Here is a 16,256-nt window from a genome sequence, read left to right as displayed (position 1 = left end):
CTTAGAATCTGGCTGTGTACTCTGCATCAGGCCGTATCCTGCGGCTTCAGCAAGAGAGGGAGGCATCCGTGAATTCGATTGAGTATGTCTTCCAGATCGACGCATTTACACCCGACACATTGCCCATGGCGCGGCTTGCGGAATATCTAACCGCCTTAGCTAAAATGCTGGGGCATCCCGAGCATACCCATTTCGTTCGGGTCGATGAGGGAAGTGCGAAGCTAGTCCACAAGGTTGATGCAGTAGACGCGCCCAAAGTTGAAAACCGCCTTAACAACGTTCGCATAGGGTCTGCGCCAAAGGATGCGATGGCAGCCAAGCAGGCGTTGGAGACTCTGCTCGCGAACGACAATGCAGTGGGATCTCTGACAGAAACCATATCGGGTAGAGTGATTATTCCTTTTGCGGGGCGTGATCGCGCCAAGCCGCTTTCATTCCCGCCCTTCCGGGAAGATACTACGGTGGAGGGCCAAGTGGTTGCCGTCGGTGGTCGCGACAGCACCGCGCATGCCACTTTGCAGGACGGCGATACCTTTCACGTAAACCTGAGCATGAAGAGGGATATAGCTCGCGACTTGGCGAAGCTACTCTATGGCCCATTGGTGAAATTACACGGCAACGGGCGATTTGAGCGGCAGCCAGATGGCGTTTGGCGAATGCTCGACTTTCGAGTTGAACGGTTCGAGTTGTTGGATGAGCGCTCGATCGCAGATACGTTATCGCGCGTACGTTCGGTCCCCGACAACGGCCTGATGCTAGAAAGCGCTCCGCGCGATATTATGGCACTTCGCCATGACGAAAGTGAGGATCAATGATCCTCGCTTTGGATAGCTCAGCGCTTGCGTTGCTGATCAATCCTGACGCGCGCGCCCCAGACGACCCCGATACCGGCGAACCTGTGACCAATGCCCGTGAACGGGTGGTTGGTTTGATAGCAGGAATGTCTGCCGCTGATACTCTGATTGTGCCGACACCTGTTCTTGCAGAATTGCTCGTACGCGCAGGCAAGGGAGGCCCGGCGGTGCTAGAGCAATTGCAGGGGCAGGCAAGGGTTCGGCTGTGCCCGTTCGATGTGCGCGCTGCCATCGAGGTTGCTCTGATGACACAGGAGGCATTGGAGAGCGGCGACAAGCGCGGCGGGTCAGGGCAGCCGTGGCAGAAAGTCAAATACGACCGCCAGATAATTGCGGTAGCGAGGGTGGCTGCCGCTAAGCGCCTCTACTCGGACGATCGAGGGCTGGCTGCGTTCGCACGTCTCGTTGGAATGGACGTCGTGAGTACTTGGGAATTGCCAGTGCCCGAAGGCACCGACAACCTATTTACTTCGGCCGGGTTGCCGCCAGACGGACAACCCTCTCGCCCTACGGAATAGCCACGTTGCTGCGACGGACTAATCCCGCTCCCTCCCGGCTGCGCCGATGTAGAGTTCGCTGCCGGTTTGTTTGAAGATGTCGCTCATCGTGGCCATGCCGGCTTCGGCTTCTGACGGCGTGATGGGGGTGGCTACAGGCCCTCCCCCGGCCCCTCCCGCCAGCGGGAGGGGGGAAGAAGAGGATGCCGCCAGGAAGCTGTCGGCGCTTTGGTTTTGCTTGGCGGCGAATTCGCGGACTTCTGCGGTGATCTTCATGCTGCAGAATTTGGGGCCGCACATCGAGCAGAAATGCGCGGTCTTGGCCCCTTCGGCCGGCAGCGTCTGGTCGTGATATTGCTCCGCCGTGTCGGGGTCGAGCGACAGGTTGAACTGGTCGCGCCAGCGGAATTCGAAGCGGGCGCGGCTCAGCGCATCGTCGCGCATCTTGGCGGCGGGGTGGCCCTTGGCGAGATCGGCGGCGTGGGCGGCGAGCTTGTAGGTGACGACGCCGACCTTGACGTCGTCGCGGTCGGGCAGGCCCAGATGCTCCTTGGGGGTGACGTAACACAGCATCGCGCAGCCGAACCAGCCGATCATCGCCGCGCCGATGCCGCTGGTGATATGGTCATAGCCCGGCGCGATGTCGGTGGTTAGCGGCCCCAATGTGTAGAAGGGGGCTTCGCCGCATGCCTCTAGCTGCTTGTCCATATTGGCCTTGATCTTGTGCATCGGCACATGGCCCGGCCCCTCGATCATCACCTGGATGTCGTGGTTCCACGCGATCTTGGTGAGTTCGCCAAGCGTGTGGAGTTCGGCGAACTGCGCTTCGTCATTGGCGTCGGCGATGCTGCCGGGGCGCAGGCCGTCACCCAATGAGAAGGCAACGTCATACGCCTTCATGATCTCGCAGATTTCCTCGAACCGGGTGTAGAGGAAGCTTTCCTGATGATGCGCGAGGCACCATTTGGCCATGATCGATCCGCCGCGGCTGACGATGCCGGTAACGCGCCTGGCAGTCATCGGGATATAGGGCAGGCGGACGCCGGCGTGGATGGTGAAATAATCGACGCCCTGTTCAGCCTGTTCGATCAGCGTGTCGCGGAAAATGTCCCAGTTGAGATCCTCGGCGATGCCGCCGACTTTCTCGAGCGCCTGGTAGATCGGCACGGTGCCGATCGGCACGGGCGAATTGCGCAGGATCCATTCGCGGGTGTCGTGGATGTTGCGGCCGGTCGACAGGTCCATGACGGTGTCGGCACCCCAACGGATCGACCAGACGAGCTTGTCGACTTCCTTGGCGACGTCGCTTGCCACCGCGCTGTTGCCGATATTGGCGTTGATCTTGACCAGGAAATTGCGGCCGATCGCCATCGGTTCGGATTCGGGGTGGTTGATGTTGTTGGGGATGATCGCGCGGCCCCTCGCCACTTCATCGCGAACGAATTCGGGGGTGACGTAATCGGGGATCGACGCGCCGAAATCATAGCCGTCGCGAATATGGCCGATGACCTGTTCGCGCCCCAGATTTTCGCGGGTGGCGACATATTCCATCTCGGGCGTGATGATGCCGCGGCGGGCATAGTGCATCTGGCTGACGTTAGCGCCGGGCTTTGCGCGCAGCACTTGCTTGCGGACATTGGGGAAGGGCTGGACGCCGCCCGAGCGATCGGGGCCGAGCTGGCCATTATCTTCGGGGCGGACTTCGCGCTGGGTGACCTGCTCGACATCGCCGCGAGCGACGATCCAGTCGCGGCGGAGTTCGGGCAGGCCCGCCATGATGTCGATCCGGGCATTGACGTCGGTATAGGGGCCGGAAGGGTCATAGACGCGCAAGGGCGGTTCGTCGCAGCTCGGATCGAGCACGATCTCGCGCATCGCAACGCCCAGCGGGCCGACATGGATTTTGCGGCTGCCCCGGATCGGGCCGGTGGTAACCTTCAGTTCAGTGCGCGCGGGGACGTCGGCCATGATGCTCTCCAAAATCTGTGGGAGAGCACGGGGCTTTGGGAAGAAGCGCCGCTCCCTCCCTACGCCGGTGTTAACCGGATCAGGTTCAGCGGGTCGAAGGCTCCAGCCTTCCTCTCAAGCGCGGATCGGCGCTCCCCCGGGGACCAGACACATCTAGGCGCGATCACCCCTGGCCACAAGCGCGCAGCAGTTCAGAAGGAATAGGCAAGCCCGACGGTGCCGAGCCATTGGTGCGGCGAACCCGCGATCGCGGTGACCGGGCTGGCGCTGAAATCATTGAGCAGCCGGCGATAAGTGCCGCCCGCGACCAGTTGCAGCCCGCCGGTGAGGTCGCCGGTGAGCGAATAGGCACCCGCCAGGCCAATGGTATAATTCTTCCACCCGCCATCGGCGTCGTACACCGGCAAGCCACTGCGTAGCGATTCGGCGGCCGACACGCTGAAATAGGCGTCGCCATAGCCTTGCTCCACCCGCTCGGCCGACAGGAACAGCCCGGCAATCGCCTTGGTGCTGAGCGGGGTGGTGTAGGCGAGCGTGGGGGTGAGGATGCCGCTGTCATGCGCGCCGGCAACGTCATAGCGATAGGAAATCGTCGCCGACAGCCGGTCATAGTCGCTGGTGATCACCCCGGTCTTGCCGATGCCGACATAGCCGCCAAGCTCGATCGCGGTGTTGCGTTCGTCGAGCAATGCCACCTGCGGGTCGTCGATCGCATCGGCGCTGTTGCGGTTGAAGCCGATGACCGCGATCGGGCCGGCCTGAAGGTCGACGGTGGGGCCAAAGCCATCGCGGATCAGATCGACGCTGAGGCGATTGCCGAGGAAGACGAAGCGGAAGCCGTCGACCTGGCCGATCGCGGCGGGGACCGGCGACACGCCATAATCGTTCGACCCTTCATAATTGGGCAGGATGCCGATGCCGGCACCGGCGATGACGAAATCGGCGCGCGGATCACCCATTGCCGGCTGCTGCGTGGGCACGGGAGCCGGGGCCGGCGGGCCGGCCTCCTGCGCCAGCGCGGGAACGGCAACGAACGACAAGCCGAAACCGGCAAGCAGCAAAAGCTTGGTTTTCAAGGGAAAGCACTCCGGGGGAATAAGACGGCTAAACGCAGCCGTTCAGTTATTGGTTCCGCCGCAGTGCGTCAAAGCATGTATCGAAGCCGTACTTGTTGTATCCCGGCATCACTGGCAAAAGCGAAGCGCGCCGCCGAAAAGCGCGGCGGGCCAAAGCCGATGCGCGGATTGCGCGAAAAGCCGAAGCCTTCGCGCGGGATGCCGGCGAAGGTATCGAGCTTGCGGTTGCTGTTTTCGTCGTGGAACACCGCAATCGCATAATTGCCGTGCGGAAGCCCGTCGAACACCGCCCCGTGATCGGCGGCGGGCACCACGCGCGAAACCGCGCGGGCATCGTCGATGCAATTGGGGAAATTATCGGGATCGGCGGTTAGGCAGATTTGCAGAACGCCGCGCGCATTGCGAAGCTCGCCGACGTCAACCTTCAGCTGCGACACCGGCATCGCGCCGCCCAGCATGCTCGCCGCCAGCGGCAGCGCCAGCACGCGAAGCGCGCGAGGCCGAAAGCGCGGCGAAATCGCCAAGCCCCTTGTCGGTGCCGCAGACCCGATCCCAGAAACGGAAATATAGTCCATAGTTGCACCCATATCGTTCATGATGCCGCTGGTGATGGCTGGCGGTGATCAGCCATCGTCCCATTGGCCCTTGCACGATGAACCTAGGAAAAACTTCCCACCCCATGTGGTTGGTCACCCCCATAACGGTCATCACGGTAAGAACAATGCATAGTGCGACAGTGTGGATCGGAATCACGAAGACCAGCAGCGGAATGATGACCGCGCCGGTGAGCGCTTCGACCGGGTGGAACGCCATTGCCGCCCAGGCGGTGGGCGGGCGGCTGGCGTGATGGACGGCATGCGCGATGCGAAACCATTTGGGAATGTGCATCCAGCGATGCGTCCAATAGAACCATGTATCGTGCAGGAAGAGATAGGCGAACACCGAAACCGGCAGATACCATAAGGGGTATGCGCCGACATCGCTGTAAATCTGCGTCCAGCCGTGATTGTCCCAGCCCCAGGCGATGACACCGGCCGGAACGCCATAGATCGCCGCCGACATCATCGACCATTTGATCTCACGCCCGATCTGCTGATCGAGCCCGGCATAGAGGCCGGGCCGGGTCGCACGGGTGAGCAGCGCGAACATGCCGCTGGCAAGGAGATAGCGCACGCCGACGATAACCGTCATCGCGAGCGCCGACAGGAGGATGGCGAGACCGATCGACATGGGGGTGGTGTAGGGCAGCGGGGGGGCGGGCGCTAGGGGATTGGGTGGGGGTGTGGGGCGGACTGCGATCCCTGCTAAATCTTGTTGCAGAACAACGGGCGCTGATCGCCGCGCCCGACCTCGCATTCGGATGCCTTCTGCTGGCAGCATCCGCAAAGGGTAGTTGAACGGCCTATAAAGAAGGTAAAACGGGCAAGCAGGAAGCGGTAATGGATATATCAAGCAGCGAATCGACCTATTCGGATTCGGCACCCGCCGCCGTCCACGACAGCTATGACATCGCCGAACAGATGCTCGGTCTGTTGATCAAGGACTTGTGCGACGGGGTAGACCATCCCGAAATCTGGCAAGCGTTTCCGCAGTTCCTTGCCCAGATCACCGCGCTGCCCGATGCGATGCAGGCCAATCTTGCCCTGCTCCAGTCGCCGCAGCCGATCATTCGGGTCGCCTTCGCGGCATTACTGGCGATGCGACAGGCGATCGAGGGTGACCCCGCCGGCGCATTGAACCTGCTGACCAATATCTCGAGCGCCAACAGCGAATCGCCCCTGGTGCAGGGGCTGGTGTTTCACCTCCAGTCGCTGCTCGCGCCTGAAAATCCGAAATTCGATCTCTCCGACAAATTCTGTATGCGCCCGTTTCACGAGATCGACGTGCTGGAGAGCGGTACGCATCTATGTTGCGCGAGTTGGCTGGGCCTGTCGGTGGGGAATATGAGCGCCGCCGATAATTGGCAGGAAGTGTGGAATTCGGAGAATGCCGAGCGGATCCGCGCGAGTATCCATGACGGCAGCTATCGCCATTGCAACAAGACCGCCTGCCCCGCGATCCAGACCAACCAGTTGCCCACGCGCGCGGCTGTCGCCGACAAGTCGCCGCAATGGCGCGCGGTGGTCGAGGAAAAGCTCACCCGGCTCGCGATCGGCCCCGAAAAGGTCAATCTGGCCTATGATCGCACCTGCAATCTTTCGTGCCCAAGCTGCCGCGTCGAGAAATTCGCGGCGGATTCGGTGCTGCGCGAACGTTTCGATCGGTTGCAGGAGCGCAGTATTCTGCCGATGCTCAAGGATGCCAAGACGGTGTTCATCACCGGTTCGGGCGATCCGTTCGCATCGAAGAACTTCCGCCGGCTGATGGAGCGATTGACCGCCGACGAATATCCCGACCTGCGCTTCATCATGATGACCAACGGGATGCTGTTGACGCGCCGCGAATGGGAGCGTTTTCCCGCGCTGCATAACCGGGTGCAGAGCCTGCAGATCAGCATCGATGCATCGACCAAGCCGACGCACGAGCTGCTGCGGCGCGGCGCGCGGTGGGAGGTGATGCTCGACAATCTCGACTTCGCCGCCGAACTGCTGCGCGATGGGCAGGTCGAGCAATTCCACCTTTGCTACACCGTGCAGACCGAAAATTACCGCGAGATGCCCGATGCGGTCGACCTGGCGAACCGGCTGGACGTGACCGGCATCTATTTCGGCCGCGTGACCAATTGGGGCACGTTCAGCCCCGAGGAATATCAGGCAAAGGCGGTGTTCCAGAACAGCCATCCGCAGCATGCCGACTTCCTCGATTCGATGCGCGATCCACGGCTGCGCGAAAAGCGCGTCAACATCGGCAATCTGATCGATTTCATCCCCAGCCACAGCGAACTGGAGACCGCCGACGGCCGGGGCTGAGTTCGCCCCCGGGACGAGCGGGGTTGGTGCGGCGTTCCTGACCCCCCGTGCCGGGGAGGATTTAGGAGATGCGTCGCGGTTCGGGTGGTGGCATCAACGGGGAAAGCGATCGGCGCTGCGCCGCGCAACCGGAGGATTTCGCATGGCCGCTGCCGCCGCACAGCCCCCCTTCCTGCCGCGCGGTCCGGCGTTGATCGGTTGGGTGGCGGTGGCACTGGCGGGCGCGGGAGCGCTGGGGTTTACCGCGTTGATGCGCGGCGAGCCGATCAATGCGCTGTGGCTGGTGGTCGCGGCTTTGTGCACCTATGCGATCGCATATCGATTTTATGGGCTGTTCATCGAGCGGCGGGTGCTGGGGATCGATCGGGCGCGATCGACCCCGGCGGTGCGGCGCAATGACGGGCTCGATTACGTGCCGACCAACCGCAACGTGCTGTTCGGCCATCATTTCGCGGCGATCGCCGGCGCGGGGCCGCTGGTGGGGCCGGTGCTGGCGGCGCAGATGGGGTATTTGCCGGGCACCTTGTGGCTGCTCACCGGGGTGGTGTTTGCCGGCGCGGTGCAGGATTTCCTGATCCTGACCTTTTCGACGCGGCGCGATGCGCGGTCGCTTGGCGATATGGTGCGATCCGAAATGGGGCGGGTGCCGGGCACGATCGCGCTGGTCGCGGTGCTGATGATCATGGTGATCCTGCTCGCGGTGCTGGCGCTGGTGGTGGTCAAGGCGCTGGAGGGCAGCCCGTGGGGCACCTTCACCGTGTTCGCGACGATCCCGATCGCCCTGTTGATGGGAATTTACGGCCGGTTCGTGCGGCCGGGGCGGATCGGCGAGATGTCGGCCATCGGCTTCGTCCTGCTGATGCTGGCGATCGTCGGGGGCGAGCCGGTGGCGCGATCGGCGACGCTGGCCCCGTGGTTCACCTTTAGCGGGCCGACGCTGGCGCTGTTGCTGATGGCTTATGGCTTTATCGCGTCGGTGGTGCCGGTGTGGCTGTTGCTGGCGCCGCGCGATTATCTGTCGACCTTCCTGAAGATCGGGGTGATCGCGGGGCTGGCGCTGGGCATATTGATCGTCCGGCCCGAATTGCAGATGCCCGCGGTGACGCGCTTCGTCGACGGCACCGGACCGGCGTTTGCGGGGACGATCTTTCCCTTTCTGTTCATCACCATCGCATGCGGCGCGGTATCGGGGTTCCACGCGCTGATTTCGAGCGGGACGACGCCGAAGATGATCGAGAGCGAGGGCGACCTTCGCTTCATCGGATACGGCGCGATGCTGACCGAGAGCTTTGTCGCGGTGATGGCGCTGATCGCGGCGTGCGTGCTCGACCCGGCGGTGTATTTCGCGATGAACGCGCCCGCCGCGCTGATCGGCACCACCAGCGCCGAGGCGGCGCGCGTGATCGCCGAATGGGGCTTCGTCGTGACGCCGGAAGCACTCGACGGGATCGCGCGCGATGTGGGCGAAGGGACGATCCTGTCACGTGCGGGCGGTGCGCCGACGCTGGCGGTGGGGATGGCGCAGATATTGAGCCAGGTGATCGGCGGCCAGGCGCTGATGGCGTTCTGGTATCATTTCGCGATCCTGTTCGAGGCGCTGTTCATCCTCACCACGGTCGACGCGGGAACGCGGGTGGCGCGGTTCATGATCCAGGATCTGCTGGGGTCGGTGGTGCCGGTGATGAAGGAGACCAAGGCGCTGGTGCCCAATCTGCTGGCGACCGCGCTGGCGGTGAGCGCCTGGGGTTACTTTCTCTATCAGGGGGTGACCGATCCGCTGGGGGGGATCAACACGCTGTGGCCGCTGTTCGGGATTTCGAACCAAATGCTCGCGGCGATCGCGCTGACATTGGCAACGGTGATCCTGTTCAAGATGAAGCGGCAGCGCTTTGCCTGGGTGACGATCGTGCCGACGAGCTGGCTGCTGATCTGCACGCTGACCGCCGGGTGGCAGAAGATGTTCGACGCCGATCCGCGCATCGGATTCCTGGCGCATGCACAGATCTTTTCCGACGCGGCGGCGCGCGGCGAGGTGCTGGCCCCGGCCAAGTCGATGGCCGAGATGGGGCGGATCATCTTCAACGACCGGATCGACGCCGGACTTTGCGCGCTGTTCATGACTGCGGTGCTGGCGATCGTCGCCTATGGCATCGCTGCATGCCGCAAGGCGCTGGCGAGCGATCGGCCTACGGTGCTGGAGGTCGGCGATGTCGCGGTTGCTTGAGGGCTGGCGGGTCGCGGCCAAGACCGCGCGGTTGATGGTGGGGGTGCCCGATTATGACGGCTATGTCGCGCATCGCGCCGCGCTGCATCCGGGCGAGCCGGTGATGACGCTGGCCGAGTTCCACCGCAACCGGATCGAGCGGCGATACGGCACCGGGCCGGGATCGACGCCGCGCTGCTGCTGATGCGCTGAGGCAATTGGTTGCGTCGCCACGGGACTTGTGGTCTCGCTGCCGCGGGTAACGGGAAGTTCGGTGATGGCGACGCGCGCGACCAGCTTGTTCGACGCCGGCATGATCGCCGATCGTTGGATCAAGGATTATTGCAGCGACCAGCCGCGCGGCGACATGCTGTGCGGCGCGACCGGTGCTGCCGCCGATGCATGGCGCACCGCGTTCGAGGAATTGGCCGGGGTGACCGGCGACTCGCTCGAACATGCGCGCGAGCGGGCACAGCGCCAGGCCGATGACATCGGCACCGGCTTTCGCATCGCCGGCGAAAGCGAGGAGCGCGCCTGGCCGCTGTCGCCGATCCCACTGATGATCGAGGCCGAGGAATGGCGCGGGATCGAGGCCGGGGTGATCCAGCGCGCCGAATTGTTCGAGACGATCGTCGGCGATATTTATGGCCCCGGTCGGCTGGTGTCCGAGGGGCATTTGCCCGCCAGCGTCGTGACCGGCAGCCCGTGGTTCCTGCGCCCGATGATGGCGCTCGATCCGCCGGGGGGCCATCACCTGCATTTCGTCGCGGTCGATCTGTGCCGGGGGCCATGCGGCGAATGGCGAGTGCTGGGCGACCAGCTTCGTGCGCCGGTGGGCGCTGGCTATGCGCTGGAAAACCGGCTGGCGATTTCGCGCACCTTGGGGGGGCTGCAATCGCGGCTGCATGTCGAGCGGCATGCGCCGTTTTTCGCGCAATTGCGCGAGGGGCTGGCCGAGGCATGCCACCGCGTCGAGCCGCGAATCGGGCTGCTGACGCCGGGGCGGTTGAACCAAAGCTATGCCGAACAGGCGCATCTGGCGCGTTATCTTGGGTTTCTGCTGGTCGAAGGGGCCGATCTGACGGTGCTCGAGGACAAATTATATGTCCGCACCATCGCCGGGCTGAAGCGGATCGACGCGATCTGGCGGCGAACCGATCCACGCCTGCTCGATCCGCTGGCGTTCGATTCGACCTCGGCGATCGGGATACCGGGGCTGATCGACGCGATGGCGGCGGGCAATGTCGTGATCGCCAATGCGCCGGGTGCAGGCGTGCTCGAAGCCCCGGCGCTGGCGGCGTTCCTGCCCGCGCTTTGCACGCAATTGACCGGCGATGCGCTCAAACTGCCCAATATCGCGACCTGGTGGTGCGGCCAGCCGCGCGAGGCGGCGCAGGTTGCCGGCTCGATCGACCAGATGATCATCGCATCGGCGTTCGGCGTGCCGACGCGGGTGCTGCCCGATTGCAACGCGGTGGTGGGGGCCGAGCTCAACCCCGCCGAGCGCGCGGCGTTGCTGGCCGACATGGCGCTGCGGCCGCAGGATTATGTCGGGCAGGAAGTGGTGCATCTGTCGACGATGCCGGTGGTGATCGACGATGCACTGGCGGCGCGGCCCTTTGCGCTGCGGGTGTTCGCGGCGCGCAACGGCCAGGGGGGCTGGACGGTGTTGCCCGGCGGCTTTGCGCGGCTGGGGCGGCTGGGCGATGTCCGCGCGACCGCGATGGGCGAGGGGCTGTGGTCCGCCGATGTGGTGGTGCACGGCCCGCAACCGGTCAAGCCGACGTCGCTGCTGCCGGCGGTCGATTCCCAGCATCTGCGGCGCAATCCGGGGACGCTGCCCAGCCGGGTGGCCGACAATCTCTTTTGGCTGGGCCGCTATCTCGAGCGCGGCGAGGCGCTGCTTGGCGTCATCCGCGTGTTGCTGGGCAATTCGATCAGCGCCGATACCGGGGCGGCGCTGGCGGCGCCGACGGTCGAGCGGCTGGTGCGGCTGATCGTCGAAAGCGGGGCCGCGCCCGCGCCGCCCAGCCTGAAGCGGCAGGAGCTGACCGCGTTCGCGCTGGCGGCGATGGAGGGGGTGGAGGAAGGCTGGTATTCGGTGCGCGCCACCAACCGCCAGGCGCGCGGCCTGGGCCGGGTGTCGCGCGACCGGCTGTCCGCCGACATGATCCGGCTGCTCGATGCGCCGCACCCGACGCGCGGCGGCATCCTCGACCGGGCAGGGTCGCTGCAACGCCGCTATGCCGCGCTGGCCGGGCTTTCGGCCGAGCATATGGGGCGAACCGATGCGTGGCGATTCCACGATCTGGGCCGCCGGGTCGAGCGCGCGATAAAGACGGTGCGGAACCTGGTGGCCTTCGGGATCGATGCGTCGACCGCCGATGACCTGTCGACATTGCTCGACCTGGCCGACAGCCAGATCAGCTATCGCCAGCGCTATCTGACCGGGATTGCGCGGGTGCCGGCGATCGACCTGGTGGCGCTCGATCCGGGCAATCCGCGCGGGCTGGCGTTTCAGGTGGCGGCGATCGGCGCGCATCTGGCGGCGCTGCCGGTGCTGAGCGACGATGGCCTGGGCGAGCCGCAGCAACTGGCGGCGACGCGGCTGAGCGCGATGGTATCGACGCAAAGCGCGGCGACGCTCGATTCGGCGACGTTGGAAACGGTCGAGGCCGAGCTGTATATTCTGGCCGAAGCAGTGGCGCGGCGATATTTCCTGCAAGGCGCGGAACCGTTGCGCGGCGCGGGGCTTACGCTGGCGTGAATATTCTGTCTCTCAGCACCAACGAGGCAATGGTACGCGATCTGAACCTGTGCGGACGCCCCGCCCGATGATGCGCTATGCCATCCGCCATGTCACCCGGTTCGACTATGACGAGCCGGTAGCGTTCGCGCGATGTAATCTGCGGCTGCAGCCGATCGAATGGCCGGGGCAGCGGATCGAACGTTACAAGCTGACGATCCTGCCGGGCGGGCGGACCAAGCCGGCGCGGGCGCAGGCGGGGCTGGCCAATGTCGTGCGGCTGGTAATCGAAAGCCCGGTCGAGGTGCTGACGATCGAAAGCATCGCCAATGTCGTGGTCGAACGGCTGATCCCGGTGCCCGGTGCCGGCGATCCCAGCCTGCGCGACATCGGGGCGATGGCGCGCGCCAGCCGCGATCTGTCGGCGCTGTCGCCCGCCGCCTATCTGTTTCCCAGCCCGCGAATCCCGATCGACGATGGCATCGCCAATTGGTGCGCGCAGGAGCTTGATCCCGATCGGGGCGGGCTGGACGCGGCGATTGCGCTGGCGCAGCGGATCCAGCGCGAATTCGCCTTTGATCCCGAAGCGACGTTGGTCGATACCCCGCCCGCGCAAGCCTTCGCCAACCGGCACGGGGTGTGCCAGGATTTCGCGCAGATCATGATTTGCGGCCTGCGCGCCGCCGGCCTGCCCGCCGCTTATGCATCGGGCTATCTGCGCACGCTGCCGCCGCCGGGCGAGGAGCGGTTGGTGGGGGCCGATGCCACCCATGCCTGGGTTTTGCTGTGGTGCGGCCCCGATCATGGCTGGATCGGGGTCGATCCGACCAATGGCATCTGGATGGCCGAGGATCATGTGATCGTCGCGATCGGGCGCGATTATGGTGACATCGCGCCGATCGACGGCGTGGTGCTGGGTTCGGGCGCGCAGGCGATGGACGTGTCGGTAGACGTCGCGCCGGTGTGACCGCTGCCCGCCCTTGGCTGGGCTAGACCGACATTCCCTGCAACAGCTTCGGCAAATCGCCGCTTTCGCCGCGCGCTTCGGCCATGAAGCGGTTTTTGAGCGGGGGGATCGCATTGACCGCCGAGATGCCGAAGCGGCGGACGGCGGAGGCGCTTTTGCCGGGGATGCCGAACAGGCGGGTCAGCCCGTCGGTGGCGAGCGCGACGAGGAAGGTGTCGAGCCCGCGCCAGCGTTCGTAGCGGGCGAGGATCTGCGCGTCGCCAAGGTCGAGGCCCAGGCGCTTGCCCTCGACCAGCACCTCGACCAGCGTGGCGACGTCGCGAAAGCCAAGGTTCAGGCCCTGACCGGCGATCGGGTGGATGCCGTGCGCCGCGTCGCCAACCAGGGCGAGGCGGTTCGACGTGATCGTCGCGGCGTGGTGGAAGCCCAGCGGGTAACTGGTGCGCTTCGACAGCGGACCGAGCTTGCCGAGGAAGCCGCCCATCGCCTTTTCAGCTTCGTGCAGCCAGGCGCGGTCGGAGAGCTTGAGCATGCCGGGGGCGTCGTTTTCGTGGACGGTCCACACCAGGGCCGAGCGGTGGCCATGCTCGTCGTCGCCCAGCGGCAGGATCGCAAAGGGACCGGCAGGGTAGAAGATTTCATAGGCGCAATTGTCGTTGGGGTACTCATGGCCGAAGGTCGCGATCATCGCGACATGCTGGTAGCGCCATTTGGCCATGCGGATGCCCGCGGCCTCGCGCGTCGGCGAGTTGCGCCCTTCGGCGGCGATCAGCAATTGCGCGGTGACGGTGCTGCCATCGTCGAGCGTGGCGGTGACGCCGGCATCGTGGCGTTCGACATGCACCGCGCGCGTGTTCATCCGGACATCGACGCCGGGGGTTTCGGCGGCAGTGCCGTGGAGCGCGGCGCGCAAATGGCGGTTTTCGTACATGACGCCCAGCGCGCCATCACCGGCGTCGGGGACGAAATCGAGCGCGCCGGGTTCGAGGCCGTCGCTGACGCGGATCGAGGCGATCGGGCAGCCCTTGCCCGCCAGCCGCGCGCCGACTCCGATCGCATCGAGCATCCGGTGGCTGGCGCTGGCGATCGCGGTGGCGCGGCCGTCATAATCGGCGGCCAGGATGGTTGCGGGGTCGGCGGGGTCGATCACGGTGGCGGTGACGCCATGCGAACCGAGGGCGGTAGCCAGCGCACTGCCGACAAGGCCGGCGCCGAGGATCAGGACATCGCTCATGCCGCTGATGTAGGCGGTGTGCGGCGGGTTGGGAATGGACCTTGGGGGGTATCGGCGCGGTCGGGACGGTTTCTTGAGTTCGCTCGCAATGAACGGGCCGGGAGTTCGAAACGTGCGGGCCTACTCCTTCGTCATTCCCGCGTAGGCGGGAATCCAGGGGCGTTGGGAGACGCGGCTCTGGATCCCCGCCTTCGCGGGGATGACGTGGTGGGCGGGGAGGGCGGGTGGCGGGGTGACCGGGGCGCGGATTACGCGGCCCAGGCGGCGACGTCGTCCTGCGCGCCGATCAGCGCCAGGCCGTGCGCGATCGAGGTGAGTTCGCCGCCGGTGGCGATCCGATCGTCGCCGAAGCGGTCGGTGAACAGGCGGCGGATGCGCGGGGTGAGCGAGGTGCCGCCGGTGAGGAATACCCGGTCGATCGCGGCGGGTTCGGTGGCCGAAGCGGTGAGCGCGCGGGTGACCGCGTCGTCGATCCGCGCGATGTCGGGCGCGATCCAGGCTTCGAACTGGTCGCGGGTGACCTCGGTCTCGATCGCGACGCCGCCGCCTTCGAACGCGAAGCGCGCGGTGTCCGCCGCCGACAAGTCGCGCTTGGCACGGCCGACCGCGTCGTAGAGGCGATAGCCCTGTTCGGCCTCGATCACCGCGATCATCCGCCCGATCGCGGCGGGATCGGTGGAGTTGCGCCGGAGCTTTTCGAGTTCGGCGAGCGTGCGGCGGTTGCGCATCAGTGCGAGCCGCGACCAATCGGCGAAGTCGGCGAAATAGCCGCCGGGGATGTCGAGCACCTTGTCGAACGAGCGATAGGTGCCGCCCTTGCCCAGCAGCGGCAGCACGAGCCGGTCGATCAGCCGCGCGTCGAAGCGATCGCCTGCAATGCCGACGCCGGCATGGCCCAGCGGCACGCAGCGGCGCGCGGCACCGGGACGCTCGATCCGCACCACCGAAAAGTCGCTGGTGCCGCCGCCGAAATCGGCGACCAGGATCGTGGCCGGCTCGTCGATCCGCGCGGCATAGCTGAACGCTGCGCCAACGGGTTCATAGACATAGTGCAAATCGGCGCCGAGCGCGGCGAACATCGCCGCGTAGCGGGTGCGCGCGAGCGCCTCGTCGGGGCGGGCGCCAGCATATTCGACCGGGCGGCCAATGACGATCCGGCGGTTGCCGCCGTCCAATGCGCCGTTCGCGCGCGCGGCGAGGCGATCAAGGAACAGGCGGCCCAGTTCTTCGAAGCGATAGCGACGGTCGAACACGCTGGCATGTTCGAAGCTGGTGCTGGCGGCCACCGATTTGAACGATTGCAGGAAGCGGCTGTCCTGCGGGTATTCGAGATATTCGGCGATCGCCCAGGGGCCAGCCTCTGCCGCGATGCCGCCGGGGGCGTCGTCGTCCTGCCAGAAGCATAGCGCCGAGCGGAACACCGCATCCTGGCCTGTGGGCGATCCGAGCGCGACCAGATCGGCGTTTTGCGTATCGCGCGCGACCGCGACGACGCTGTTGGTGGTGCCGAAATCGATGCCGATGGCGGACGGGGAGGCAGGGGGCATGATTCGTCCGGGGTTGGGAGCGGGCCGGGCGCGGTACACGTTGGGGCGAGCGGCGTGAAGGTTTGAATTTCGCGCAGAGGCGCTGAGGGCGCTGAGGTTGTGGAGTGCGCGCTGTTGCGGGGGCACGCCATTGTACGCGGATGCTTATAGCCGCTTTGCGGCTTATGACCTTTCTCCTCTGCGGCCTCTGCGGGAAACCACTTACCCCCGCCCAGCAACCTTGACGCCCACCCGGCTTTCGCGCGATGATTCCCG

13 protein-coding genes and 1 riboswitch are annotated in these 16,256 nt (G+C 65.3%); of the genes, 7 read left to right on the top strand and 6 right to left on the bottom strand.

The window, feature by feature from the left end; translation table 11 throughout:
• Positions 1 to 68 precede the first annotated feature (68 nt).
• Positions 69 to 815: a hypothetical protein gene (locus QU44_RS05055; protein ID WP_156140939.1), complete on the top strand. Its 747-nt coding sequence runs from the start codon at positions 69 to 71 to the stop codon at positions 813 to 815.
• On the top strand, positions 812 to 1,372 hold the full coding sequence (locus QU44_RS05050; RefSeq protein ID WP_052134345.1) for a hypothetical protein: 561 nt from the start codon (positions 812 to 814) through the stop codon (positions 1,370 to 1,372). The genes QU44_RS05055 and QU44_RS05050 overlap by 4 nt, the downstream gene beginning before the upstream one ends.
• A gap of 18 nt (positions 1,373 to 1,390) precedes the next feature.
• On the opposite strand, the gene thiC is transcribed toward QU44_RS05050, so the two are convergent.
• From thiC to QU44_RS05030, 4 genes are all read right to left on the bottom strand, one after another.
• Positions 1,391 to 3,319 carry a phosphomethylpyrimidine synthase ThiC gene (thiC, locus tag QU44_RS05045; protein WP_033920616.1) on the bottom strand — a complete coding sequence of 643 codons (1,929 nt, stop codon included), beginning with the start codon at positions 3,317 to 3,319 and terminating at the stop codon, positions 1,391 to 1,393.
• A gap of 39 nt (positions 3,320 to 3,358) precedes the next feature.
• A riboswitch (TPP riboswitch) is annotated at positions 3,359 to 3,467 on the bottom strand.
• A gap of 43 nt (positions 3,468 to 3,510) precedes the next feature.
• On the bottom strand, positions 3,511 to 4,395 hold the full coding sequence (locus QU44_RS05040; protein ID WP_231621619.1) for a MipA/OmpV family protein: 885 nt from the start codon (positions 4,393 to 4,395) through the stop codon (positions 3,511 to 3,513).
• 68 nt (positions 4,396 to 4,463) lie between these two features.
• Complete coding sequence (locus QU44_RS05035) at positions 4,464 to 4,838, bottom strand: DUF2141 domain-containing protein (protein ID WP_231621618.1); 375 nt, start codon at positions 4,836 to 4,838, stop codon at positions 4,464 to 4,466.
• Positions 4,813 to 5,625, bottom strand: coding sequence for a sterol desaturase family protein (locus tag QU44_RS05030; protein ID WP_052134344.1), 813 nt, complete (start codon positions 5,623 to 5,625; stop codon positions 4,813 to 4,815). The genes QU44_RS05035 and QU44_RS05030 overlap by 26 nt, the downstream gene beginning before the upstream one ends.
• Positions 5,626 to 5,834: 209 nt before the next feature.
• Here QU44_RS05030 and QU44_RS05025 point away from each other — a divergent pair, with 209 nt between their 5' ends.
• The 5 genes from QU44_RS05025 (at position 5,835) to QU44_RS05005 (ending at position 13,220) form a co-directional block, all read left to right on the top strand.
• Positions 5,835 to 7,304 carry a radical SAM protein gene (locus QU44_RS05025; RefSeq protein ID WP_033920615.1) on the top strand — a complete coding sequence of 490 codons (1,470 nt, stop codon included), beginning with the start codon at positions 5,835 to 5,837 and terminating at the stop codon, positions 7,302 to 7,304.
• Between the two features lie 142 nt (positions 7,305 to 7,446).
• Positions 7,447 to 9,528, top strand: a complete 2,082-nt coding sequence (locus QU44_RS05020; RefSeq protein WP_156140937.1) for a carbon starvation CstA family protein — start codon at positions 7,447 to 7,449, stop codon at positions 9,526 to 9,528.
• Complete coding sequence (locus QU44_RS05015; protein ID WP_052134343.1) at positions 9,512 to 9,712, top strand: YbdD/YjiX family protein; 201 nt, start codon at positions 9,512 to 9,514, stop codon at positions 9,710 to 9,712. Before QU44_RS05020 ends, QU44_RS05015 begins: the two co-directional genes overlap by 17 nt.
• A gap of 72 nt (positions 9,713 to 9,784) precedes the next feature.
• Positions 9,785 to 12,274, top strand: a complete 2,490-nt coding sequence (locus QU44_RS05010; RefSeq protein WP_033920613.1) for a circularly permuted type 2 ATP-grasp protein — start codon at positions 9,785 to 9,787, stop codon at positions 12,272 to 12,274.
• Between the two features lie 70 nt (positions 12,275 to 12,344).
• Complete coding sequence (locus tag QU44_RS05005) at positions 12,345 to 13,220, top strand: transglutaminase family protein (protein WP_033920725.1); 876 nt, start codon at positions 12,345 to 12,347, stop codon at positions 13,218 to 13,220.
• A gap of 22 nt (positions 13,221 to 13,242) precedes the next feature.
• Here QU44_RS05005 and QU44_RS05000 read toward each other — a convergent pair whose 3' ends face one another.
• Both QU44_RS05000 and QU44_RS04995 read right to left on the bottom strand, forming a co-directional pair.
• Complete coding sequence (locus tag QU44_RS05000; protein WP_033920611.1) at positions 13,243 to 14,454, bottom strand: UbiH/UbiF/VisC/COQ6 family ubiquinone biosynthesis hydroxylase; 1,212 nt, start codon at positions 14,452 to 14,454, stop codon at positions 13,243 to 13,245.
• A gap of 248 nt (positions 14,455 to 14,702) precedes the next feature.
• Positions 14,703 to 16,001, bottom strand: a complete 1,299-nt coding sequence (locus QU44_RS04995; protein ID WP_033920609.1) for an Hsp70 family protein — start codon at positions 15,999 to 16,001, stop codon at positions 14,703 to 14,705.
• Positions 16,002 to 16,256: the final 255 nt, after the last annotated feature.

This window comes from Sphingomonas sp. 37zxx (genome assembly GCF_000786205.1).
Lineage (GTDB): Bacteria > Pseudomonadota > Alphaproteobacteria > Sphingomonadales > Sphingomonadaceae > Sphingomonas.
The sequence above is the reverse complement of the archived record's forward strand: the minus strand, read 5'-3'. Positions and strand labels throughout refer to the sequence as shown.

Bases quoted from the DNA above. Each gene is read 5' to 3' on its own strand.
- QU44_RS05030 (WP_052134344.1), bottom strand. From the start codon at position 5,625: ATGTCGATCGGTCTCGCCATCCTCCTGTCGGCGCTCGCGATGACGGTT.
- QU44_RS05015 (WP_052134343.1), top strand. From the start codon at position 9,512: ATGTCGCGGTTGCTTGAGGGCTGGCGGGTCGCGGCCAAGACCGCGCGG.
- QU44_RS05035 (WP_231621618.1), bottom strand. From the start codon at position 4,838: ATGCCGGTGTCGCAGCTGAAGGTTGACGTCGGCGAGCTTCGCAATGCG.
- QU44_RS05020 (WP_156140937.1), top strand. From the start codon at position 7,447: ATGGCCGCTGCCGCCGCACAGCCCCCCTTCCTGCCGCGCGGTCCGGCG.
- QU44_RS05025 (WP_033920615.1), top strand. From the start codon at position 5,835: ATGGATATATCAAGCAGCGAATCGACCTATTCGGATTCGGCACCCGCC.
- QU44_RS05010 (WP_033920613.1), top strand. From the start codon at position 9,785: ATGGCGACGCGCGCGACCAGCTTGTTCGACGCCGGCATGATCGCCGAT.
- QU44_RS05005 (WP_033920725.1), top strand. From the start codon at position 12,345: ATGCGCTATGCCATCCGCCATGTCACCCGGTTCGACTATGACGAGCCG.
- QU44_RS04995 (WP_033920609.1), bottom strand. From the start codon at position 16,001: ATGCCCCCTGCCTCCCCGTCCGCCATCGGCATCGATTTCGGCACCACC.
- QU44_RS05050 (WP_052134345.1), top strand. From the start codon at position 812: ATGATCCTCGCTTTGGATAGCTCAGCGCTTGCGTTGCTGATCAATCCT.
- thiC (WP_033920616.1), bottom strand. From the start codon at position 3,319: ATGGCCGACGTCCCCGCGCGCACTGAACTGAAGGTTACCACCGGCCCG.
- QU44_RS05000 (WP_033920611.1), bottom strand. From the start codon at position 14,454: ATGAGCGATGTCCTGATCCTCGGCGCCGGCCTTGTCGGCAGTGCGCTG.